Source organism: Variovorax ginsengisoli (assembly GCF_030486595.1).
GTDB classification, from domain to species: domain Bacteria; phylum Pseudomonadota; class Gammaproteobacteria; order Burkholderiales; family Burkholderiaceae_C; genus Variovorax; species Variovorax ginsengisoli_B.
In genome coordinates this window covers 59,414-81,299 of record NZ_JAUJZH010000013.1, presented here as the reverse complement: position 1 = coordinate 81,299, position 21,886 = coordinate 59,414, and the positions used below count along the sequence as shown (strand labels likewise).

Sequence of the window (21,886 nt, the reverse complement as noted above, 5' to 3'; positions counted from 1 at the left end):
AAGCTCATAGACTCGCCGCCATGCATATTGACAAGCAGGAACTTCTCACACGGCCGCGCAAGCTGCCGGCGTTTTCGGTAGAGCTTCGCGCCCCGGTGGGCTTCGAATTCAAGATCGGCCAACGCTTCATGCTGGGCCTGCCGGACATCGACAAGCACCTGGAGGCGCCGGGCGAAGACGTGCCCCTCAAGCCGATGGACGGCGTCGAAGTTCGTGCCGTCACCGCGGCGACCCAGCGCAAGGTGCTGCTTCGGGCGCACTACAGCGGCGCCACCGTCAACGTGCTGGTCGTCGCGGTCGCGCCGGCGCCGACCTATTCGGGCAATCGCGATGCGGTCTGGAAAGAAGCCGCCGCCACGGCCCGCATCGTGTTCGGCGAGGCGGCGTAGCCGAGCCGTCGACGATTCCGGGCGTCACACGGTAGCCCGCTGCTCGAATCCCTCGGGCGCCCCGGCCTGATCGCGCGGCGCCAGGACCTCCACCCGATCGACGCGCGCCTCCGGCGGACCGCGCTGCGCCCACCGCACCAGCGCCTCCACCGCCGCGGCATCGCCGACGGCCAGGGCCTCCACCGTGCCGTCGCGGCGATTGCGCACCCAGCCGTGCACGCCCAGCGCCTCGGCGGCCTGGGCCATCGACCAGCGGTATCCCACGCCCTGCACGGCGCCGTGGATGATCAGATGCTTCTGGACCGGTGACATCCCCGCACTGTAGTGCGATGTTCGGCTACATCGAAGGCCGTTCGCGCGGCCGCAGGTCGAACACCAGCACCTCGGCCTGGTCGCCCTTCGCGAATCGGAGGGTGCGCTCGTCGCGGATCCGGGCGCCGTCGCCCTGGCCGAGGCGCTCGCCGTTGACCTCGACGCTGCCCCGCGCAACGTGCACGTAGGCATAGCGGTCGTGATCGAGCTGCAAGGTGGCGCTCTCGGCGCCGTCGAAGAGCCCGGCGTAGACGCGGGCGTTCTGGTGCACCGACAGCGAGCCCTGCGCGCTGTCGGGCGAGACGATCAGGCGCAGCTTGCCGCGCTTCTCGGCGGTGCTGAAGTGCACCTGCTGATAGCGCGGCACCGCGCCGCGGACCGAGGGCACGAGCCAGATCTGCAGGAAGTGCACCGGCTCGCTTTTCGAATGGTTGAACTCGCTGTGGCGCACGCCGGTGCCGGCACTCATCAGCTGCACGTCGCCGGGGCGGATGACCGAGCCCGTGCCCATCGAGTCGCGATGCTCCAGCGCACCGTCCAGCACGTACGACATGATCTCCATGTCCCGGTGCGGGTGGGTGCCGAAACCCTGTTCGGGCGCCACCCGGTCGTCGTTGATCACCAGCAGGTCGGAGAAGCCCTGCTGCTTCGGGTCGTGGTAGTGGCCGAAAGAGAAAGTGTGACGCGACTTGAGCCAGCCGTGGTCGGCGAGGCCGCGTTGGTCTGCCTTGCGGAGTTCGATCATGGGCGTTCCTTTCGGGTTCTTCGTTCGATGAAATTCACGATTCAGTGCGCTTAGTATCTCGCTCGGATATGGCCATATGCTGACAATTTTCGGCTTCAATGATCGATAATTTCGATCATTCAAAGCGAAGGAACCCGCCGTGCTGAAACTCAGCCTCGAAGCCATCGAACTGGTGGATGCGATCGCCCGCCACGGCTCGTTCGCCGCTGCGTCCGAGCGTCTGCACAAGGTGCCCTCGACCATCTCGTACGCCATCGGCCGCCTCGAGGAGCAGCTGGGCATCGCGCTGTTCGTGCGGCAGGGTCCGCGCGTCAGCCTCACGGCCGCGGGACACGAGATGCTGCGCGAAGGGCGTTGGCTGGTGGCGGCCGCCGCCGACCTGGAATCGCGCATGCGCCAGATCGCCACCGGGTTCGAGGCCGAGCTGCGGCTGGTGCACGACTCGCTCATCCCGACCTCGGCATTCAGCCACGACATCCGGGCCTTCGAGGACCTGAACTGCGGCACCCGCCTGCGGATCGCCTGCGAGACGCTGACCGGCACCTGGGAGGCGCTGCGCGACGGCCGCGCGGACCTGATCGTCGCCGCCGGCGACGGGCCCGGTGGCGGCGGCTACAAGGCGGTGTCGGTGGGCAGCCTCGACTTCGCCTTCTGCGTCGCACCCACCCACCCGCTGGCGATGCTGCAGCGGCCGCTGACCCGCGCCGACCTGCTCGATCACACGGCGGTGGTGGTCGGCGACGGCGCCCGCTCGATGTCCGACCGGACCATCGGCCTGCTGGCCGGGCAGCGGCGCATCACCGTGCCGTCGATGGCGGCCAAGATCGCCCTCCAGGCCGAGGGACTGGGCCACGGCTTCCTGCCGCGGGCCTGCGTGCGGGCGGCGCTGGCGCGCGGCGAGCTGGTCGAGCTGTCGCTCGAAGAAGCGCGGCCCGAAGAAGGCTTCTGGCTGGCCTGGAAGACCGGCACCGCCGTGGGGGAGGCGCTCAAGTGGTGGCGGGCCCGCCTGCAGCGGCCGCTGCTGCCGGACATCCTGCCGGCGGCCTGAGAACCTGTTCGGTCAGTGGCGGCGCATCCGCCGCCATTGCGCGGGCGAACTGCCCACGCGGGCGCCGAAGACGCGCGTCAGGTGGCTCTGGTCGGCGAAGCCGCAGGCGATCGCGATCTCCGACAGCGAGGCGGTCGACGCCTGCAGCATCTGCCGCGCCGCCTCGATCCGGCGCTCGATCAGCCAGGCATGCGGCGAGTGCCCGGTGGTCGCCTTGAAGGCCTTGCTGAAGTGGCCGCGCGACAGCGCGCACTCTGCCGCCACTTCCGCCAGCGAGACTTGGCGCGCGAGGTTTCCGGACAGCAGTTCCTTGGCGCGCCGCTCCTGCCAAGGCGCCAGGCCGGCCACGGTCGCGGGCCGCCTGCGGGCGCCGCCGTAGGTGCTGGCGAGGTGCGCGCACAGCGCCAGCGCGATGTGGTCGAGGAACAGCCTGCAGGCCTCGGCCGGCCGCTCCAGCGCCGGAAGCAGCGCCGCCGCGATGCCGGCCAGCACCGGGTCGGTCACCCCCGGCGTGCAGTCCAGCGAGGCGATCGCGAGGCCGCCGCTTTCGCGCGCGAAGTCGTCCATGGTGGCGCGCGGCAGGCGGAACAGCACCGAATGGAAAGGGCTGCACACGTAGGCCGACGGCCGCTCGGCGAGGTCGGAGATATGGACCGCACCGGGCTCCAGCAGGCCGAGATAGGTCTGGGCATTGCCCTGGAAGAAGCGCCGGCTGCCGGCCCGTGCCAGTTCCACGCTGACGACGAAGGCGTCCTCGGCCGGCAGCGGGTCCAGCACGAACAGGTGCGGCTGCGCGTGGTGCATGCTGGCCATGTCGAGCGACAGGCCGGGCGAGCGCGAGGCCGGCACGTCGTCGAGTCCGTACTGGTGCGCGAGCTGGCGCGCGAACGGGGTGGCGGCAGCGCCGAGAGAGGCCATCAGATCCTCGGCGCCACGCCGTCGAAGGCATCCTGCAGCAGTTGCCGCAGGGCCTGCGCCTCGACCGGGCGCGGGTTGGCGTAGGCGTTCTGCAGCGCCAGCCCGCAGGCGCGGTCGAGGTCCTGCTCGCGCATGCCGATCTGCTTCAGCCCGACCGGTGCGCCATTGGCCAGCGCCAGCGCATGGACCGCCTGGGGCGCGCTGGCGGCGTTCAGCGCCGCGGCGATGCGCTGCATCGCGCCGGCCGCGGCCGCGGCGTTGTAGGCCAGCACGTGCGGCAGCACGATGGTGTGGGTTTCGGCATGCGGCAGGTTGAAGCTGCCGCCCAGCGTATGGCAGAGCTTGTGGTGCAGCGCCATGCCGACACTGCCCAGCACGGTGCCGCACAGCCAGGCGCCGTACAGCGCGTCGCGGCGGGCCTGGGTGTCGGCCGGATTGGCATGGATGCCGGGCAGGGCGCGGCCGAGCGCGGCGATGCCCTCGACCGCCATCAGGTCGCAGACCGGGTTGCCGTCCACCGCGTAGAGCCCTTCGGCCGCGTGCGCGATGGCGTTGATGCCGCTGACCACCGACAGGCCGACCGGCAGGCCCAGGGTCAGGGCCGGGTCGTAGATGACGGTACGCGGCAGCACGCGCGGATCCTTGCCGGTGCGCTTGAGCCCGTTCTCGGTGAGGCCGTAGATCGGGGTCATCTCGGAGCCCGCGTAGGTGGTCGGGATGGCCAGGATCGGCAGCCCCGACTCAAGCGCGATGGCCTTGCCCAGTCCGACGGTGGAGCCGCCGCCGATCGCCACCGCGGCGTCGGCGCCGAGACGCGCGGCCGCCTCGCGCGCGGCGCGTGCGCTTTCGATCGGCACGTGCATGACGGCACCGTCGAAGATGCCCGCCGCGCTGGCGCCGAGCAGGTCGGCCACCCGCTCGGCCTGGGCGCGCTGGGGCGGCGTGCACAGCACCAGCGCCTTGCTGGCGCCCATCCTGGCGAGTTCGTCGGCGACCTTGGCCAGGCAGCCATGGCCGAACAGGACGCGCTGTGCGCGGCTTTCGAAGCTGAAGGACTGGAGACGGCCAGCACCCGCATCGGTGGTCATTCGGCGACTATCTTACGAGCCTGGATCAGACGGCCCCAGCGTTCGCTTTCGCTCTTGATCAGCTGGTTCATCGCGTCGCGGCCCCCGGCCACCACCTCGAAGCCGCCGTCCGCGAGCCGCTTCGCGACCTCCGGCTCGCGCAGGGTGGCGGTCATGTCGGCGGACAGCTTGTCGAGCACCGGTGGCGGCGTCTTGGAGGGGGCCACCATCCCGACCCAGGAATAGACCTCGAAGCCCTTGTAGGTCTCGGCCACCGCCGGCACCTCGGGCAGCGCCGGGTTGCGCTTCGGCGAGGTCACGGCGAGCGCTCGCAGCTTGCCGCTCTGCACCTGCTGCAGCACCAGCGGCAGGCTGGCGATCATCGAATCGACATGGCCGCCCATGAGGTCGGTCAGCGCCGGGCCGCCGCCCTTGAAGGGCACGTGCAGCCCCTGGCTGCCCGCGGTTTCGTGGAAGAGCTCGGCCGCCAGGTGGTTCGAGCTGCCGGCGCCGACCGAGGCGTACGACACCGCGCCCTTCGCCTTGGCTGCCGCCACGTAGTCCTGGAGCGTCTTGTAGGGCGAGGCGGCCGGCACCACCAGCACCATCGGCGAGCGGGCCACGTAGCTGACGCCGCTGAAGTCGCGCAAGGTCGCGTAGGGCAGCTTCGGGTAGATGTGCTGTTCGGTCGCGTAGGAGTCGAACACCAGTGCGACCGTGTAGCCGTCGGGCGCGCTCTTGGCCAGCGCCGCCATGCCGATGGTGCCGCCGGCACCGCCCCGGTTGTCGATCAGCACCTGCTGGCCGAGCCGGGCCCGCAACGGCTCCTGGACCTGCCGCGCCACCTTGTCGACCGTGCCGCCGGCCGCGAAAGGCACTATCACCGTGACCAGCCGGGAGGGAAAAGTCTCCGCCCGTGCCGGGCCGGCCAGGGCCAGCGCCAGGCCGAGCAGCAGGGTGGCGGGAATGAGGGAGCGGCGGGGCGTCGTCTCTGGTCGGGTCATGCGGCGGGTCCTTTTGATGGTGGCGCCCACCGATGCTATTCTTTGCGCTTCGTCATGGGAATCCGGCATGAGGGCCAAATGCCTTTGCGCCAGTCGCACAAATCGCACCAATGGAATCCATCCGCTTTGCCGAAAGCCTCTCCATGTTCGTCGACGTGGCGCAGGCGAAGAGCTTCTCGGCCGTGGCCCGGCGCAAGGGCCTGGTCGCATCGTCGGTGGCGCGCCAGATCGACGCCCTCGAGCAGGACCTGAACGTGCCGCTGTTCACGCGCTCGACCCGGGCCCTGGTGCTGACCGAGGCCGGTTCGCTGCTGTTCGAGCGGGCGGTGAAGATTCTGCACGACATGACCGATGCGCGCAGCGAGGTCGTCTCGCTCGACGGCAGCGTGCAGGGGCTGCTGCGGGTGAGCTGCGTGCCGGCCTTCGGCCGCCGCCACGTGGCGCCGCACCTGGGCTCGCTGTTCGAGAGGCATCCGGCGCTCAACGTCGAGCTGGAACTCACCGAGCGGGTGGTCGATCCGGTGCTGGAGCGCTTCGACATCGTGATCCGCATCGGCGACCAGCCCGACAGCAGCCTGATCTGCCAGCGCATCGGCAGCCAGCGCTACGTCATGGGCGCCTCGCCCGCCTATTTGCAGCGCCACGGCCGCCCGCGGACCTTCGAAGACCTGTCGGGGCACCGGCTGATCGACCGCCAGCACAGCACCAGTGCGCGCGGCTGGCGCGAACTCGACGGCTTTGACTGGCGTCGCCCGCCACAGTTCGCGCTGGAGAGCAACGACTGCGACGCCCGCCGCATGTGCGCCGCCCAGGGGCTGGGCATCGCGCTGATGCCGAACTGGGCCATCGGCGAGGACCTGGCCGCGGGCCGCATCGTCGAGCTCGACCTCGAAGGCACGCCGCGGCAGGAGCCGAGCGGCATCTTCCTGGTGCGGGCCGCGCCGCGTGCCAGTGTCAAGGTCCGGGCCTTCACCGAGCACCTGCTCGAGAGCATCGGCCGCTCGGCCAGCTGGGTCAGCGACGCGGCGACGGCGGGGAAGTGAGGGTGCGCGCCGGCGGTGGCTACGATGCCGGCGCCAGGCCGGCCGACTCGTCCAGCGACCACCCCAGCACCGCATTGGCCCGCATCGGCCGCGCGTAGAAGAAGCCCTGGAGCTCGTCGCAGCCCAGCCGCAGCAGCACGTCGCGCTGCCCCTGGGTCTCGACGCCTTCCGCCACCACCGTGAGGCGCAGCGCGTGCGCCAGCTTGATGACCGCCTCGACCACGGCGCGCGCATCCTCCTTGGACTCGATGTCCTTGACGAAGCTGCGGTCGATCTTGAGCTGCCGGGCCGGCAGGTCGCGCAGCTGGCTGAGGCTCGAGTAGCCGGTGCCGAAATCGTCGATCGACAGGTGGACGCCGATGCGCGCCAGGCCTTCGAAGGTCCGGGTCGTGACTTCGCGCTCCTGGATCGCGACCGACTCGGTGATCTCGCAAATCAGCTGCGACCCGAGCAGGCCGTAGCGCCTGAGCGCTTCCTCGACCGAATCGACCAGCGAGGTTTCGCGCAACTGGTGCACCGACAGGTTCACCGCCACGCGCATGTGGCGGCCCTCGGCGCTCCAGGCCGCGACCTGCCGGCAGGCCTCGTTGATGACCCAGTGGCCGAGCCGCACGATCAGGCCGAAGCGCTCGGCCAGCGGAATGAAGGTGTCGGGGCCGACGATGCCCAGCCGCGGGTGGTTCCATCGCACCAGGGCCTCGAGCCCGCTCATGCGATGGCGCCGGCCGTGGATCTTCGGCTGGTAGTAGAGCTCGAACTGGTTGTCTTCCAGCGCCTGGCGCAGGTCGCTCTGCAGCTGCAGGTGGTCGGCCGTGTCGATGGCCATGTGCGGCTCGAAGAAGGCCAGGCTGGAGCCGCCCGTGCGCTTGGCCGCGTACATCGCGGCGTCGGCGTGGGCGACCAGCTTCTCGGGGTCGCCCCGAAGGGAGTGCGTCGCGATCCCGATCGAGCACGAGATGCGCAGCTGCCGGTCGGCCAGCTCGAAGGGTTGGCCGAAGGCGCGCAGGATCCGGTTGGCCACCTGGACGCAGTCCTCGATGGCGTCCAGCCCTTCGAGCAGCAGCAGGAACTCGTCGCCGCCGACCCGGGCCACCGTGTCGCCCGCGCGGGCCTCGGTGATCAGCCGCTGCGCGGTGGCGATCAGGATCTGGTCGCCGGCGCCGTGGCCGAAGGTGTCGTTGACCGGCTTGAAGCCGTCGAGGTCGACGAACATCACGGCCAGCTGTTCGACCACCGTCTTCTGGTTGACGCGTTCGAAGCGGTGCACGGCCTGGCGCAGCCGGTCTTCGAACAGCTTGCGGTTCGGCAGTCCCGTGAGCGGGTCGGACAAGGCGCGCTGGAGCAGTTCGTCATTGGCGGTCTGCAGCCGCGCGTTCGACTCCTGGAGCGACTGCGACAGCAGGCGCGCGACCCGCTGCAGCCGGGCCTCGAGCATGGACGCCAGCAGCGTGCCCAGCAGCAGCACCAGGGTCGCGATGGCGACTGCGGCGCCCAGGCTGCGCCCGCCCAGCGCGTCGGCACTGAGGCAGACCGAATCGGCCGGAAAGCCGGCCGCGGCCATGGCGGTGTAGTGCATGCCGCAGATCGCGGCACCCATCAGGGTGGCGGACAGCAGTTGCATCGCGAAGCGCCGCCGCGCGTGCACGCGCTGCAGCAGCCGGAAGATCAGCAGGGCCGCGGCCGAGGCGGCCACGGCGATCGCCGCCGAGGCCGCGACCAGGCGCCAGTCCCAGACGATGCCGGGCTGCAAGTCCAGGGCCGCCATGCCGATGTAGTGCATGGCGCAGATGCCGGCGCCCATCGCGAGCGACGCCAGCGCGATCGAGCGGCGGCTGTACCTGCCGTGGCTCGCCACGCCCAGCGCGATCACCGAGGCGCCGACCGCGGCGAGCCAGGAGATGAAGGTCAACAGGGAGGTGAAGCCGATGTCCATCGGCAGCATGAGGGCCAGCATGCCGACGAAATGCATCGACCAGACACCAGTGCCCATGACCAGCGCACCGGCGATCCACCACATTCGGTTGACGCCGCCCTCGGGGGTGCGGACCTTCAGCGACAGGTCGAGCGTCACGTAGGACGCCAGGATCGCCACCGCCACCGAAGCGAGGACGACCCACGGATCGTGATCCGCGGCAAGGAAGCTGAGATCGTTCATGGAGGCGCGCCGGAGATGAATCCCGGTCTATCGGCGCTTCGCGGCAAAAGTTGAGGGCGCGCGGCAATTTTGTCGGTTGGCGACAGATGCAACTGATACGCTTGCTCACCACCTGACTTCACGACCCAGGATACCCCGCCATGAACGCCGACGATCTCTCCAGAAGTTCCCGACGCTCCGGTTCGGGCCGCTGGCGCAGCCGCCGTTCGCGACGGGCGCGCAGGAAGGGCCTGTTGATCTTCTTCGCCACCCTGGTGGTGGTGGCCGCGGTGGTCGGCGCCGGCCTGTACCATCTCCTGGCCTTCGAGCCGGCGCCGCTGGCCGCATCGGGCGCGGCCGCGGCCGCCGCCGCCGGGCCCGGACAGCCGGTCGAACGCACCGCCGCCCTGGCCCCCCTGAACCTGCCGGCCGACGACCGGGCGCACGGCTCGGGCATGGAGTGGTGGTACTACAGCGGCATCCTCAACGCCACGTCGGGGGAGCGCTATGCGTTCCACGTCGCCGTCTTCGTGGCCAACGGGCTGATCAAGCACACGGTCTTGCATGCCGCGCTGACCGATCTTCAATCCGGCCGGCGCTTCACCAGCCAGAGCCGCACCGGCGGCATGCCCTCGAACGCAGTCGAGAAGGGCTTCGATTTCAGGCCGGAGGGCTGGCAGGTTTCCGGCTCGGGTCCGGCCCACGTGGTGCGCGCGGCGCTCGACGGGGCGTGGTTCACGCTCGACCTCAAGGACAGCCACCCGGTGGTCGCCCACCGCGCCGCCGATTCCCGCACGCCGGGCCTGCTCGATTTCGGCCAGAGCGGCATCAGCTACTACTATTCGCGCCCGCGCATGGAGGCGCAGGGCGAGGTCTCGATCGGCGGCAAGCAGGTGCCGGTGCGCGGCGAGATCTGGTTCGATCACCAGTGGGGCGACTTCGATGTCCTGACCCTGGGCTGGAACTGGTTCGCCCTCCACCTGGCCGACGGCTCGGACGTGATGCTCTATGCACTGTTCGACATGGAAGGCCGAAACGTCCTGACCGCCGGCACGGTCTCGGATGGCAAAGGGGCGGCGGTGCCACTGAAGGCCGGCGAGACCGTGTTGACGCCCGCCGGCACCTGGACCAGTCCGCGGACCCGGATCAGCTATGTCGTCGAATGGGACCTGAAGCTGCCTTCGGGGGTCTTCCACCTCAAACCGTACTTCGCCGACGCGGAGTTCGATGCCGCCCAGACCACCGCCAATGTCTACTGGGAAGGTCCGGTCAAGGTCACCAGTGGCGCGGGCGGCGAGGGCTTCATGGAGCTGAGCGGCTATGACCGTGTCGACCCGGCCAAACTGGCGCGCAAATGAAGGCCTCAAGGCATCGTGCGCGGCGGCAGCAGCGCTGCGAAACGCGCCAGGAAGTCCCCCACGGCCTGCTCCAGGCGCGCGATCGCGTCGTCGTCGAGGGGTAGCGACAGCACGATGAAGCCGCGTGGCGAGGCATAGATGCCTTGCGCGAGCAGGTGGAAGAAGAACAGCTGACGCAGGCGCGCGTCGACCGCTGCCAGGTCTTCCGGCCGCCGGACCTCGCCCGCCGCGAAGTGGGCGTTCATCACCGAACCGATGCCGGTGAACTGGAGCGCCACGCCGGCTGCTGCGCAGCGGGCATTGAGCCGATCGCGCAGCGCCGCGCCGCGCGCCGCCAGGGCCGCGGCGGCTTCGGGCGGAAAGAGCCGGGTCAGGCCTGCGTGGCCCGCGGCCATGGTCACCACGTTGTTGTTGAAGGTGCCCGAGTGGGCGAGCGGCCCGCTGCGCGGATCGAACAGCGCCATGATGTCGGCGCGCCCGCCAAAGGCGCCGAAGGGCATTCCGCCGCCGATGTACTTGCCCAGCGTGGTCAGGTCCGGGCGGATGCCGTGCTGAGCCGCCAGCCCGTGCGGCGCCAGGCGCGAGGTCATCACCTCGTCGACGATCAGCAGGGCGCCGGCGTCGGTGGCCAGCGTTCGCAAGGCTTGCAGGAAGGCGGGCCGCCCCGGGATGCAGCCGCTGGCGCCGAGCATGGGCTCGACCAGCACCGCGGCGATGTCCGGCCCCTCGCGCGCGAAGGCGGCGCGCGCGGCCGCTTCGTCGTTGTAGGGCAGCACCAGGAAGTCGAAGGGCACGGTGGTCGGCGCCGGCTGCGCACCGAAGCCCAGCACGCCGCCGTGGTAGCCGCCCGAGAAGACCACGATCCGCCGCCGCCCGGTGAAATGCAGCGCTGCGGTGATGGCCATCAGGTTGGCCTCGGTGCCGGAGTTCGTGAAGCGCACCCGTTCGATCTGCGCAAAGCGCTCGCAGATCAGCTGCGCGAGCCGGCCTTCGCGCAGGTTGTGGCCGGTGAGGCTGATGCCGCCTTCCATGGCCTCGATCACGGCCGCGCGGATCTCCGGGGCCGAGTGGCCGTAGACACCGGCCGTGTACTCGGCGATGAAGTCGTCGTAGCGGTGGCCGTCCAGGTCCCACAGCACGGCGCCTTCGCCGCGCGCCATCGTCAGGGGGAAGGGCGCGTAGAACAGCACCGAGCGGCTGTTGGCGCCGGGCAGGTAGCGCGCATGGATGTCGAAGCACTCGCGGCTGGCGGGGTTGGACGCGGCGAACGCGTCCAGCAAGTTCGCCAGCGCCTGGTCGAGCGCCTGGGAGGTGGGCGAGGAAGTCGTCATGGCTCTTTCTTGTGTCTCCGTTGTTTATCCTAGACCACCGACGTGGCACCGCCGCCGGCAAAGCCGGGCTCGCGCCAGTTCGCCGGCGGCGGCGCGGTGACGATCGAGTCCAGCGCCGGCTCCGTCATCCGCAGCGCGGTGAGGTCCGGGCGCGGTCGGCGCAGCACCGGGTCGGCGGCGAAGGCCTGCTCCAGCGCCAGCGCGGCCGAGAGCACCTGCAGGTCGCCGCGGAACGGCCCGACCACCTGCAGCCCGAAGGGCATGCCCCTGGCATCGGTGCCGCAGGGCAGCGTCAGCGCGGGGTGGGTGGTCAGCGTGGTGACGTAGGTGAGGGCCAGCCACCGGTAGTAGTTGGACTGCGCCTTGCCGTCGATCACCTGGGCGTGGGATTGCGTCCATGGGAAGGGCGAGACCGGCGTGGTCGGCGCCAGCACCAGATCGTAGTCGGCGAAGGTGGCCTGGAAGCGCTGCAGGATGCGGGTCTGCTCGGCCTGCGCCCAGGCGCTGTCGAGCAGGCTCATGCCGGCGCCCATCTCGTAGTTGGCGCGCGGGTTCTCGCCCAGGCTCGCAGGGTCCTTCTCGTAGGCCTCGCGCATGCCGGCGACGAAGGCTTCGGCGCGCAGCACGTCGAAGCAGCGGTGGACGTCGCCGAGCTCGAAGCGCACCTCGTCGCAGCGGGCGAACAGGTGCCGCATCGCCGCGATCCGGCTGGCGAAGGTGGCACGGATCTCCGGGTCGACGTCGCAGCTGCCGAAGTCGGTGGTCCAGGCGACCCGCAGGCGGCCCAGCTCGGCGGCCCGCGGCTGCAGGAACGCGAGCGGGTCGAGCGGATAGCTGAGCGGATCGCCGGCATGCATGCCGGCCGTCGCGGCCAGCTGCAGGCAGGCATCCCCGACGCTGCGCCCCATGGGGCCGACGACCGAGATCGGCGTCCAGCCCAGCAGCTTGCGCACGCTCGGCACCACACCGGGCGAGGGGCGGAAGCCCACCACGCCGCACTTCGATGCCGGGATCCGCAGCGAGCCGCCGGTGTCTGAGCCGGTGCACACGGGCAGCATGTCGCAGGCCAGCGCGGCGGCCGAACCGCCCGAGGAGCCCCCGGCATTGAGGCGGGGGTCGAAGGGGTTGCCGGTGGCGCCCCACACGGGGTTGCGCGAATTGGCGCCGGCGCCCATCTCGGGCACGTTGGTCTTGCCGGCGACGATGGCACCGGCGCGGCGCAGGCGGGCCACCAGTTCGATGTCCTGGGTCGGCACGTGGCCGCGAAAGGCCGGCGAGCCGAAGGTGGTCAGCAGGCCGGCCGTGGGCTCCAGGTCCTTGACGCCGAGCGGCAGTCCGTGCAGCAGGCCGAGAGGCTCGCCTCTCAGCACCGCCCGCTCGGCGGCGCGGGCCTCGTCGCGGGCGCGCTCGAAGCAGGTCGCGGTGACGGCGTTGACGAAGGGGTTGACGGTTTCGATGCGTTCGATGCAGGCCGCCAGCAGCTCGACCGGCGAGATCTCCCGGGTGGCGATCATCTGCCGCAGGGCGACGGCCGAGTGCTCGACCAGCGCGACGGGACGGGTTCCTTCGCTCATCGGATCACTCCGGCTGGATGTTGGCGCGCACGGCGACGGCACGCATCAGCGGCAGCTCGGCCTCGAGCTGGGCGGCGGCCTGGGCCGAGCCGATGAAGCCGGGCTCGACACCCTGCTCGGCGAAGCCCTTGCGCACCGCCGGATCGGCCACCGTCTCGGCCAGCGCCTTCTCGAGCCGGGCATGCACCGCCGGCGGCAGTCCGCGCGGCGCGACCACCATGCCCCAGCTGTCGAGCACGGCCGATGGGAAGCCCGACTCGGCAAAGGTCGGCACGCCCGGCATCAGCGCCGAACGCCTGGCCGTCGTGACCGCGATCGCCTTGACCTTGCCGGCCTTGATCTGCGGCAGCGCGGCGGTCACGGTGTCGAAGGAGAAGGGCACCTGCCCGCCGATCAGGTCGGTCATGGCCGGGCCGCTGCCCTTGTAGGGCACGTGGACCAGGCGGATGCCCATCGCCTGCAGCGCCATCTCGGCCGCGAAGTGCGAGCTGGTGCCGGCACCGAAGGAGGCATAGGCGTACTTGTCGGGGGCGGCCTTGGCGGCCGCCACCAGCTCCTTCAGGTTGTTCACGGGCACGTTCGGGTTGGCCAGCATCACGAGCCCGACCCGGCTCACGATGCCGATCGGCTCGAAGCTCTTGACCGGGTCGTAGGGCAGCGTCTTGCGGATCGCCGGGTTCAGCGTGAAGGTGGAGGCCGAGCTCATCAGCAGCGTGTAGCCGTCGGCCTTGGCGTTGGCGACGTAGGCGGCGCCGATGGCGGTGCCGGCCCCGGGGCGGTTGTCGACGATCACGTTCTGGCCCAGCTTTTCGGCCAGCTTCAGGGCCAGCAGGCGGCCCTGGGCGTCGCCGCCGCCACCCGGCGGGAACGGCACCACCATCGTGATCGGCCGCGACGGCCAGGCGTCCTGCGCCATCGCGTGGGGGGCGTGCAGACAGAGTGTGCAAAGGGCGGCGATGCCGAGGGCGCGCAGGTGTTGGAGGTGCATGGCTGGGTGGGGGCGATGGGGCGGGAGGGGCAGCGAAGCCTCATCGTAGAAAGGCGAATGCCCTCCAGCAATATCAATGTTAGAAACCTTTCATTGCGATAATGGCAATCTTCATCAGGGTCATCCCGTGTCCAGGAACATCAGTCAGCGCGTGTTGCAGGAAAGCTCCTTGCGCCATTTCCTCGAGGTGGTGCGCACCGGCTCGGTCACGGCGGCCGCCGAGCGGCTGAACGTGGCGCCGTCGGCGGTCAGCCGGCACATCGCGCGGCTGGAGAGCGAACTCGACACGCTGCTGTTCGAACGCCGGGCGCGCGGCATGGTCCCCAATGCCGCAGGCGAACTGCTGGCCGCGCACGCCAAGCGCGCCTGGCAGGACATCGAGCGCGTCACCGACGACATCCTGGCGCTGCGCGGGCTGCAGACGGGGCAGGTGCGGGTGGCCAGCACCGAGGGCTTCGCGTCCGAGTTCCTGCCGAACCTGATCGCCGATTTCCAGCGCGACTACGCCGGCATCCGCTTCGCGCTCGATGTCCGCATGCAAGCCGAGATCCCGCAGCTGGTGCGCGACGGCGATGTCGACATCGGGGTCACGCTCAGCACCAGTTCCGAGCGCCACATCAACGTCGAGCTGCGCCACCCCTCGCCGATCCTGGCGATCATGGCGAAGGACCACCCGCTCGCGTCGCGGCGCCAGCTGGCGCTGTCGCAGCTGGTCGGCTACCCGATGGCGCTGCCCGGCCCGTATTCCACCTTGCGCCAGCTGTTCGACATCAGCTGCAGCCGGCAGGGCCTGCAGTGCGAGCCGGTCTTCCTGAGCAACCGGCTCGACGCCATGATCGCCTTCGCCGCCGCCGGCGGCGGCATCGCGCTCAGCGGCGAAGCGGCGCTGCGCACCCGGCTGAAGGCCGGCCTGGTGGTCGGCGTCCCGCTGCGCGACCGCGAGATGAACGAGCGCCATTTCGAGGTCCAGACCATGGCCGGGCGGACCTTGTCCGGATCATGCCGGGCCTTTCTCGATCACCTTAGAGAGGTGCTGCGCCGGGAGGGATGAAGCGCCGGACGCATTGTGATTTGCGCAACACATCGTTCGACAGATTGGCACCTCTGTAATGTGCTCGGCCACCCATAATCGATCGCATTTCAAAAGCAGCGACATGACAGCACCCGCACTTCCGTTCTCCAAGCTTCGCCAGGCCAGGGGCCTGGTCTTCCTGTCGGGCGAGATGCCCTTTGCCGACGACGGCGGCATCCCGGAGGGCATCGCGGCGCAGACCGCGCTGGTGCTGCGGCGCATCGGCGCCACGCTCGCCACGGTGGGCCTGGGGCTGGACGACGTGGTGCAGGTCGCCGTGCACTTGGTCGACGGCGCCGACTTCGCCGCCTTCAACGCCGAGTACCGCCAGCACTTCCGCGACCCGCTGCCGGTGCGCACGACGGTGGTCGCGAGCCTGCTGGCGCCCGGCGCGCGGCTCGAAGTCACGGTCACCGCGGCCCAGCCCGACTAAAAGGCGAGGCGCAGATGGCGTGCGATGTCCTGGTCCTGGGTGCCGGCATGGTCGGCACCTGCACGGCGCTGCAGCTCGCGCGGCGCGGGCACTCGGTGGCCCTGGTCGATCGGCGCCCGCCCGGCCGCGAGACCTCCTACGGCAATGCCGGGATCATCCAGCGCGAGGCGGTGGAGCCCTATGCTTTTCCCCGCGAGTGGGCGAGTGTGTTCGATGTCGCGTTCAAGCGCGGCATCGACGTCAACTACCACTTCAGCGCGCTGCCCGCGGTGCTGCCGCGCCTGGCCCGCTACTGGCACGCCTCGGCCCCGGCGCGCTACGCACCGATCGCCCAGGCGTACAGCCGGCTGATCGAGCACTGCCTGACGGAGCACCAGGCCCTGATGGACGAATCCGGCGCCGGCGATCTGGTGCGCAAGGAGGGCTACCACTTCGCTTTTCGCACACCGGCGGCGATGGAGCAGGCCGTGGCGCGCGCCGCCGATCTGGCGCGGCGCTACGGCGTGCGGCATGCGCTGCTCGACAGCGACGCGCTGGCGCGCGCCGAGCCGGGCTTGCGCCGGCCCATGGCGGGTGCGCTGCATTGGCTGGATCCATGGTCGGTCAACGATCCGGGCGCGCTGGTGGCGCGCTACGCCCGGCGCTTCGCCGAACTCGGCGGGCAGGTGGTCGAGGCCGACGCCAGCGGCTTGCGCCCGGTGGGCGGCGGCTGGCAGGTGCAGACGGCGGCCGGGCCGCTGGCCGCGCGCCACGCGGTGGTGGCGCTCGGGCCCTGGGCCGACCCGCTCATCGCGCCGCTCGGCTACCGGCTTCCGCTGTTCGTCAAGCGCGGCTATCACCGCCACTACCGCGGCGGCCCCGGGCTGCGGCTGCCGCTGCTGGATGCGGAGCGCGGCCTGGTGCTGGCGCCGATGGCGCAGGGCATGCGGATCACCACCGGCGCCGAGTTCGCGCGCATCGGCGCGCCGGCCACGCCGGTGCAGCTCGACAAGGCGGAAGCCGCGGCCCGCGAGCTGCTCGATCTGCCGCAGCCGGTCGAGCCCGAGCCCTGGATGGGCAATCGGCCCTGCACGGTCGACATGAAGCCGGTGATCGGGCCGGCGCCGCAGCATCCGGGCCTGTGGTTCAACTTCGGCCATGCGCACCAGGGCTTCACGCTGGGGCCGGTGAGCGGCCGGCTGCTGGCCGAGATGATCGAGGGCAGCCCGCCGGTGGTCGACCCCGCGCCCTATTCGGCGGCGCGGTTCTGACCGGCTGCTTGCAGCGAGCGTGCTGCCGCCGGGCACCTGGTGACAGCGTCCGGCGGCTCGCTCAGGAAGGGTCCAGGGACCCGTCGTCGGCGCGGGCCTGCGCACCGCGCCGGGACCGTGCGCGCTGCACCAGCAGCCCGATCAGCAGGGCCGCGGCCGCTGAACCCGCCAGTGCGCCCGAGGTGGTGAGCTGCTGCACCAGGCCGTCGACGGTCTCGACGCTGACCTGCTGCGCGTGGTGGGCCAGCGCCACCATGTCGGCGGTGCCGACGTTCTGAAGATCGTCGATGCGCACGCCCGGATCCTGGCCCGCGTTGCGGAACCGGATCTTGGCGAAGATGCCATTGGCGATGGCTACCAGCGACAGCACGCCCAAGGGGCGCAGCAGCGTCTCGACCAGGCGGCAACGCTCTTCCGCGGGCGCCGACTCGTAGACCTGCGCCACCAGCGCAGGGATCGCCGTCTCGGCGGTGGCTTCGGGGGATTCGGGTGTGGGGTCGTCAGGCCACGATGCGAGGTTTGCCATGTGTCTGCTTCCTTTCTCTGCATCCAGCATATTGGCGCGGCGATGCGGCAATTTGATGAAGGAACCGTAAAGCCGCGATGACTTTGCGCAACCGGGTGTGGCGGGTCAGCCCCCCGTCAGCAGCCGCGCGACCGCGCGCGCGATCGGCTCGTCGTCCTCGGCGTCGTAGAAGGTGAATCCGGGCGAGGGATTGACCTCGAAGCAGATCCACTCGCCTTGTGCGCTGCGACGCAGATCGATCCCGGCCATGACCAGCCCCAGCGATGCCGCCAGGTTGCGCACCCGGGGCCGGAGTTCGTCGGGCACCCGCCAGGGCTGCAGTCGAACGCCGGCCGATCCCGCATAGCGGTAGTCGTCGGCTTCCGAGTCGATCGCGTGGCCGTGGATCTGGTCGCCGATCACATGCACGCGGTAGTCGGTGCCCGGCACATACTCCTGGAACTGGGTCGGGCAGGTGGCGAGCCGGGCCAGCCGGTCGGCATCGTCCGCCGCCAGGCGCGAGACGATGCTGCGAACGCCGCTGCAGGACTTGTAGACGATGCTGCCGTGGCGCCGCCAGAACCCGCGCAGGGCATCGGGGTCGTTGGTCACGAGCGTGTCGGGCACCGCGAAGCCGGCCTTCGCGATCAATGCTCCCTGGTAGGGCTTGGAGCCGTTCGATCCCATCGCGGACAGCCGATTGACGACCAGCGCCGGCGTCAGTTCGAGCCAGCAGGCCAGCGCCTCGTCGACCGCGACGGCGTGGAGCCTGGCGGGGGCCGTGTCGTCGGCGCGAACCGCGTCCTGCGGCCGCGCGTAGGCCGAACGGATGCGGTCCAACGCGCAGCGCTGGTCGCCGACCTGGATCCAGCCGCCGAGGACGCCATCGATCTCGATGTCGATGGAAGTCTCGCCGGCGCGCGTCTGGTCGACCAGGAACATCGGCGTCCCGAGACGGCTCAGCGCGGTGCAGACGGCGGCGATGGGCAGGTCCAGCGGCGAGCCCCACAGCAGCACCGGCCCGGACGGGCGGAGGCTCATGACAGGCTCTCCATCACGGCATCGCCGATCGACCGGTCGGACAGGTCGGGCCAGCGGTCGGCGCCGACGAAGCGTGCCTGGCCGTCGTCCGCATCGAAGAACACGCCGAGCAGCGCCATGCCGGCGCCATCGGCCAGCCGCCGGGCATGCTCGCGCAGCCGCGGATGCCCGTGGCCGATGACCGCCCGGCCGATGACGTCGAGGCGAACGCGGGCCGCGCCCGGAGGCGGTGGCGCCGGCATCGGCGAGCCGGGCCGCAGCGTGAGCCGGACCGGCGCGACGGGAATGTCGAGGTCGAGCGCCAGCCGGGCCCACTGTTCCCGGCGCCACACCGGCCCCGAAAGCGAGGGAACGAAAGGGCGGTTCATCACCGGGCAGGCCAGCGCCGACAGCCAGGCCCCGAGAAAGGCGCTCATCTCGCTCGCCACGTAGTCGCGATCGGCATCGGCCACGTGCGGCAGCTGCGCGGGTGCGATGGCGGCGAGCCGCGTGATCACGCCGCGCAGCGCCGATGCGGGGATGGCACCATCTTCCGCCACGGCGACGGAGGCGCCCGGATCGCCGACGCGAAGGCGCCAGCCGGGGCGCGAGAGGTCCGAAGGTAACAAGAGCCGCGCGCCCTCCGCGCGATGGCGGGCGACGAACGCCTGCGCCGCGACATCCCGTTCGTCGGCGAGCACGAGCAGCGGCCGATCAGCCACCTTTTTTGCTCTTGCCCTTGGTCTTGCCGGGTGCCTTGGGCGGCGCAGGGGGTGCGGGCGGTTCGGGCGCGGCCGGCGGCGGCGGCCCGACCTCCGGCCGCTGTGCGGGTGCGATGAAGGAGCGCTGCAGGATCACCGGCGACGAGATCACCGCCGGGCTGGCGATGACCGGGCTGACCACCGCCGGGCGCACCACCACGTCGCTGACCTTCTCGGCCAGCACCGCCTTGTCGAGGCGCACGGTCTTGTCGGCGGCGGCCTCCTTGTCCTTGTCCTTGTCCTTGCCCTTGACGCGCACGGTCACCGTGGCCTGGGCGCTGCGCCGCGGGTCGGCGACGCTGGTCGCGACCACGGCGAACACGCCGGCCGCGCCCGGTGCGACGTAGTTGCCCGAGGCGCTGACGGAGCCGCCGCTGCAGCTCCAGCTCACGCCGGTGTCGACACCCCCAGGGATCGCGACCCCGCTGCTGCCGACGCTGGCCGTGAACTGCTGCGAGGTGCCGGCGAGCAGCAGCGCCGTCGGCGGCGACACGCCGACCGCCAGGACCACCACGGTGAAGTTGGTGGTGAGCGTGGTCGTCAGCTGCGAATTGGGAATTGCGGGCACGCTGGCCGTCACGTTGACCACGCTGCTCGATGGCGGCGCCGAGACCGTGATCGGGAAGCTCGCGCTGGTCTGCCCGGCCGGGATCGTGAGCGGGTTGCCGCCGTTCAGCACGACCGGGATCGCCGGCGCGCTGCTGGCCGACAGCGTCACCGTGACCGCCGACTGCGCGACGCTCGCGAGCACCACCTGGCCGGTCAGCGCGCCGTCGCCGAGCAGCACCGCCGCGTTCAGGCCGAAGCTGCGCAGCGAGACCGGCGTGGCGGCGAGTTGGAGGGTGAACCAGCTCTCGAAGTCGCTGTAGCGGCGCCCGCAGCCCGAGGGAAAGGCCAGGTCGGTGCGCAGGCTGTTGGTGCGCGATGCGCTCAGCCCGGGCTGGCCGCGGACCTCGCCGTCGAGATAGAGCCGCTCCTGCCCGAGGTCGCCCCAGATGAAATTGCCCTTCATCCGCACGCGCACGCGCGCCTGCCCGCCGCTCAGTGCATTGACCACGCTCTGGGCCGCCGGGCTGGGCACCCACAGCAGCGTGTTCGATTTCGCCTGCCAGCTGATCGGGTTGCCGGGCAGCACCACCGGCACGGGCATGGTCAACGCTGGCTGGGCGTTGGCGGGCTGGTTCGGCACCGGTGTCGGAATTTCGACACTGACGACCATCGAATTGTCGGAAACCGTCATCAGCGCCACGTTCGTCGGCACCGGCGTGCCCGTGCCCGGGTCGAGGTTGACCGTGTATTGCCCGATCGGCGCCCCGTCCATCGAGATCGACAGCCCGGCGACGAACTGCGACAGCTGCAGCACGTCGTCGTTCTGCCAACTGATGCCGGTGACGTGGAGCGCCGGCGGGATGTCGGTCAGCGGCGCAAAGGTCCGCCGGCAGTCCGTGAGCAGGCTGCCGGCCGGGGCGCCGGCCCAGCGCAGCAGCCCGATGCGGGAAAAGTGGTGCACGATGCCGGCCGGCGGCTGGGGGGCCGCATGGTGCCATTCGACGCTGGCCGTGGCGCCCGAGCGGGCGGGAATGAGCCAGTGGTCGCCGGTCGCGTACTGGCCGGCCGTGAACTGCACCTGCACGCCGAGCTCCAGGTCCAGCCAGCCGCCGCCGCCCGCCGGCACCACGGTCGCGGCGCCGTCCCAGCGGCGCATCTTCGGATTCAGCGACGCATCGATCGGCGTCGGCGACGCGGCGAAGCTCACGGTCGAGGTGGCCGGCTGCACGGTGGCGATCTGGATCAGCTGCCCGGGCCGGCCGTGCAGTTCGTCGGCGGCGCCGATGATCTCGACCCACTGGCCGTTCGCCAGTCCCAGCGCGTCGTCGGGTCCGGTGCTGTCGACCGTCAGCGTGCTGCCGTTGAAGCCCCGGATGCGCGTGACCACGCTGCCGTTGTCACGCGACCATTTGAAGGTCGCGCTGCCGTCGATGCCGGCGTCGTGGATCTCGACCCGGTAGAGCTGGTTGTCGAGTCCGCGGTAGCCCCCGCCGGGCGGGATCAGGCAAGGTCCGCTCTGACCGAGCGACGGTGCCGCGCGGGCGGACAGCGCGCCGCTGGTGCCGCCGGTCAGCGCATCCCATTCGGGGAAGGCCGTGCCGCAGGCCGGCGCATCGGTGGCGGGCGGCGTGACCGCGAGCAGCTTCAGCTGGCGGATGGTCCTGGTGCGCACGGCCGTGTCGGGGCCGCCGAGCGCGCTCTCGCGGATGTCCGGATCGTCGAGCGCAGTGACCAGGCGCTGCCAGACGTCGAGGTAGGCCACGTACAGGCCTTTGGGCAGCGCCAGGGTGGCCGGATTGGCGCCGGCCGCGGCGCTGGCGAAGTCCGGATTCGGAAAATCGGGCTGCGTCAGGTAGGTCGTGATCCGGCGCAGCACGCCGTTGAAGCTGCCGCTGGTCGGCGTCGGCGGCCGGGTGACGGCCCCCGCCAGGGTCAGCGTGAAGCCGCCGTCCGCGGCCGCCACGGCGGTGATGCGCAGCATCTGCGACGCGTCCGCCGTGACGTTCAGCAGCACCCACTGGCCGGCGCGGAAGTCGGCCAGATCGGCGCGCGGCAGGGCCACCAGCGCCTTGTTGTCGCCGCTGCTGCTGAAGGCCAGGCGCTGGCCCGGCTCGGCATCGCAGGCGATCCCGTCGACGTAGTAGCGGCCCGAGGTGATCGTCAGGTCGCTGCCGTCGGCGGTGAGGGCCAGGCCGAAGCCCGGGTCGTCCTGCGGCGCGCCGCTCGGGCCGACGACATCGATGCCGAGGCGCTCGCGCCGATGGGCGTTGATCGACTGCTGCTCGTTCCAGTCGGCATCGAGTTGCACCCGTCCCTGCTGAAGCAGCACGTCGCTGTAGTGCTTGCGCGGATCGAAGGTGTTTCGGCTGAAGTCGGCTGTCATGT

20 protein-coding genes are annotated in these 21,886 nt (G+C 70.9%); 7 read left to right on the top strand and 13 right to left on the bottom strand.

Going from position 1 to position 21,886, the window contains the following annotated elements; genetic code table 11:
• Window positions 1-20: 20 nt before the first annotated feature.
• Complete coding sequence (locus tag QZH52_RS18600; RefSeq protein ID WP_286527306.1) at window positions 21-389, top strand: hypothetical protein; 369 nt, start codon at window positions 21-23, stop codon at window positions 387-389.
• A 24-nt stretch (window positions 390-413) separates the two neighbouring features.
• On the opposite strand, the gene QZH52_RS18595 is transcribed toward QZH52_RS18600, so the two are convergent.
• Both QZH52_RS18595 and QZH52_RS18590 read right to left on the bottom strand, forming a co-directional pair.
• Window positions 414-701 (bottom strand): acylphosphatase, encoded by a 288-nt coding sequence (locus tag QZH52_RS18595; protein WP_301811816.1) that lies wholly within the window; start codon window positions 699-701, stop codon window positions 414-416.
• 25 nt (window positions 702-726) lie between these two features.
• A complete protein-coding gene (locus QZH52_RS18590) occupies window positions 727-1,446 on the bottom strand; it encodes a pirin family protein (protein ID WP_301811815.1) in 720 nt (239 codons plus the stop codon).
• Between the two features lie 139 nt (window positions 1,447-1,585).
• Here QZH52_RS18590 and QZH52_RS18585 point away from each other — a divergent pair, with 139 nt between their 5' ends.
• Window positions 1,586-2,494 carry a LysR family transcriptional regulator gene (locus QZH52_RS18585; protein ID WP_301811813.1) on the top strand — a complete coding sequence of 303 codons (909 nt, stop codon included), beginning with the start codon at window positions 1,586-1,588 and terminating at the stop codon, window positions 2,492-2,494.
• A gap of 12 nt (window positions 2,495-2,506) precedes the next feature.
• On the opposite strand, the gene QZH52_RS18580 is transcribed toward QZH52_RS18585, so the two are convergent.
• From QZH52_RS18580 to QZH52_RS18570, 3 genes are read right to left on the bottom strand one after another with little or no spacing between them, the layout of a single operon-like run.
• The gene (locus QZH52_RS18580; protein WP_301811810.1) at window positions 2,507-3,412 is read right to left on the bottom strand and encodes an AraC family transcriptional regulator; all 906 of its coding nucleotides are present in this window, start codon (window positions 3,410-3,412) and stop codon (window positions 2,507-2,509) included.
• Window positions 3,412-4,500: a maleylacetate reductase gene (locus QZH52_RS18575; RefSeq protein WP_301811807.1), complete on the bottom strand. Its 1,089-nt coding sequence runs from the start codon at window positions 4,498-4,500 to the stop codon at window positions 3,412-3,414. The genes QZH52_RS18580 and QZH52_RS18575 overlap by 1 nt, the downstream gene beginning before the upstream one ends.
• Window positions 4,497-5,483 carry a tripartite tricarboxylate transporter substrate binding protein gene (locus QZH52_RS18570; RefSeq protein ID WP_301811803.1) on the bottom strand — a complete coding sequence of 329 codons (987 nt, stop codon included), beginning with the start codon at window positions 5,481-5,483 and terminating at the stop codon, window positions 4,497-4,499. The genes QZH52_RS18575 and QZH52_RS18570 overlap by 4 nt, the downstream gene beginning before the upstream one ends.
• A 110-nt stretch (window positions 5,484-5,593) precedes the next feature.
• Here QZH52_RS18570 and QZH52_RS18565 point away from each other — a divergent pair, with 110 nt between their 5' ends.
• Window positions 5,594-6,526: a LysR family transcriptional regulator gene (locus QZH52_RS18565; protein WP_301811801.1), complete on the top strand. Its 933-nt coding sequence runs from the start codon at window positions 5,594-5,596 to the stop codon at window positions 6,524-6,526.
• Between the two features lie 19 nt (window positions 6,527-6,545).
• On the opposite strand, the gene QZH52_RS18560 is transcribed toward QZH52_RS18565, so the two are convergent.
• On the bottom strand, window positions 6,546-8,681 hold the full coding sequence (locus QZH52_RS18560) for a putative bifunctional diguanylate cyclase/phosphodiesterase (RefSeq protein ID WP_301811799.1): 2,136 nt from the start codon (window positions 8,679-8,681) through the stop codon (window positions 6,546-6,548).
• 140 nt (window positions 8,682-8,821) lie between these two features.
• Here QZH52_RS18560 and QZH52_RS18555 point away from each other — a divergent pair, with 140 nt between their 5' ends.
• On the top strand, window positions 8,822-10,018 hold the full coding sequence (locus QZH52_RS18555) for a lipocalin-like domain-containing protein (protein WP_301811796.1): 1,197 nt from the start codon (window positions 8,822-8,824) through the stop codon (window positions 10,016-10,018).
• Between the two features lie 5 nt (window positions 10,019-10,023).
• Here QZH52_RS18555 and QZH52_RS18550 read toward each other — a convergent pair whose 3' ends face one another.
• Genes QZH52_RS18550 through QZH52_RS18540 form a run of 3 tightly spaced genes read right to left on the bottom strand, consistent with a single transcriptional unit; the run spans window position 10,024 to window position 13,911 of the window.
• Window positions 10,024-11,349, bottom strand: a complete 1,326-nt coding sequence (locus tag QZH52_RS18550) for an aspartate aminotransferase family protein (protein ID WP_301811794.1) — start codon at window positions 11,347-11,349, stop codon at window positions 10,024-10,026.
• Between the two features lie 29 nt (window positions 11,350-11,378).
• Window positions 11,379-12,923 (bottom strand): amidase, encoded by a 1,545-nt coding sequence (locus QZH52_RS18545; protein ID WP_286538060.1) that lies wholly within the window; start codon window positions 12,921-12,923, stop codon window positions 11,379-11,381.
• Window positions 12,924-12,927: 4 nt separating this feature from the next.
• Window positions 12,928-13,911 carry a Bug family tripartite tricarboxylate transporter substrate binding protein gene (locus QZH52_RS18540; RefSeq protein ID WP_436411602.1) on the bottom strand — a complete coding sequence of 328 codons (984 nt, stop codon included), beginning with the start codon at window positions 13,909-13,911 and terminating at the stop codon, window positions 12,928-12,930.
• Between the two features lie 139 nt (window positions 13,912-14,050).
• On the opposite strand from QZH52_RS18540, the gene QZH52_RS18535 reads away from it, so the two are divergent.
• From QZH52_RS18535 to QZH52_RS18525, 3 genes are all read left to right on the top strand, one after another.
• Window positions 14,051-14,962, top strand: coding sequence for a LysR family transcriptional regulator (locus tag QZH52_RS18535; protein ID WP_301812053.1), 912 nt, complete (start codon window positions 14,051-14,053; stop codon window positions 14,960-14,962).
• A gap of 103 nt (window positions 14,963-15,065) precedes the next feature.
• Window positions 15,066-15,416 carry a RidA family protein gene (locus QZH52_RS18530; protein ID WP_301811789.1) on the top strand — a complete coding sequence of 117 codons (351 nt, stop codon included), beginning with the start codon at window positions 15,066-15,068 and terminating at the stop codon, window positions 15,414-15,416.
• Between the two features lie 14 nt (window positions 15,417-15,430).
• Window positions 15,431-16,666 (top strand): NAD(P)/FAD-dependent oxidoreductase, encoded by a 1,236-nt coding sequence (locus QZH52_RS18525; protein ID WP_301811787.1) that lies wholly within the window; start codon window positions 15,431-15,433, stop codon window positions 16,664-16,666.
• Between the two features lie 61 nt (window positions 16,667-16,727).
• Here the strand turns inward: QZH52_RS18525 and QZH52_RS18520 are convergent, their stop codons facing one another.
• From QZH52_RS18520 to QZH52_RS18505, 4 genes are all read right to left on the bottom strand, one after another.
• Window positions 16,728-17,192: a hypothetical protein gene (locus QZH52_RS18520; RefSeq protein ID WP_301811786.1), complete on the bottom strand. Its 465-nt coding sequence runs from the start codon at window positions 17,190-17,192 to the stop codon at window positions 16,728-16,730.
• A gap of 105 nt (window positions 17,193-17,297) precedes the next feature.
• A complete protein-coding gene (locus QZH52_RS18515; RefSeq protein ID WP_301811784.1) occupies window positions 17,298-18,212 on the bottom strand; it encodes an MvdC/MvdD family ATP grasp protein in 915 nt (304 codons plus the stop codon).
• On the bottom strand, window positions 18,209-18,913 hold the full coding sequence (locus QZH52_RS18510) for a hypothetical protein (RefSeq protein WP_301811783.1): 705 nt from the start codon (window positions 18,911-18,913) through the stop codon (window positions 18,209-18,211). Before QZH52_RS18510 ends, QZH52_RS18515 begins: the two co-directional genes overlap by 4 nt.
• Entirely contained in the window at window positions 18,906-21,884 is a 2,979-nt protein-coding gene (locus QZH52_RS18505; protein ID WP_301811781.1) for a DUF6519 domain-containing protein, read from the bottom strand. Before QZH52_RS18505 ends, QZH52_RS18510 begins: the two co-directional genes overlap by 8 nt.
• Window positions 21,885-21,886: the final 2 nt, after the last annotated feature.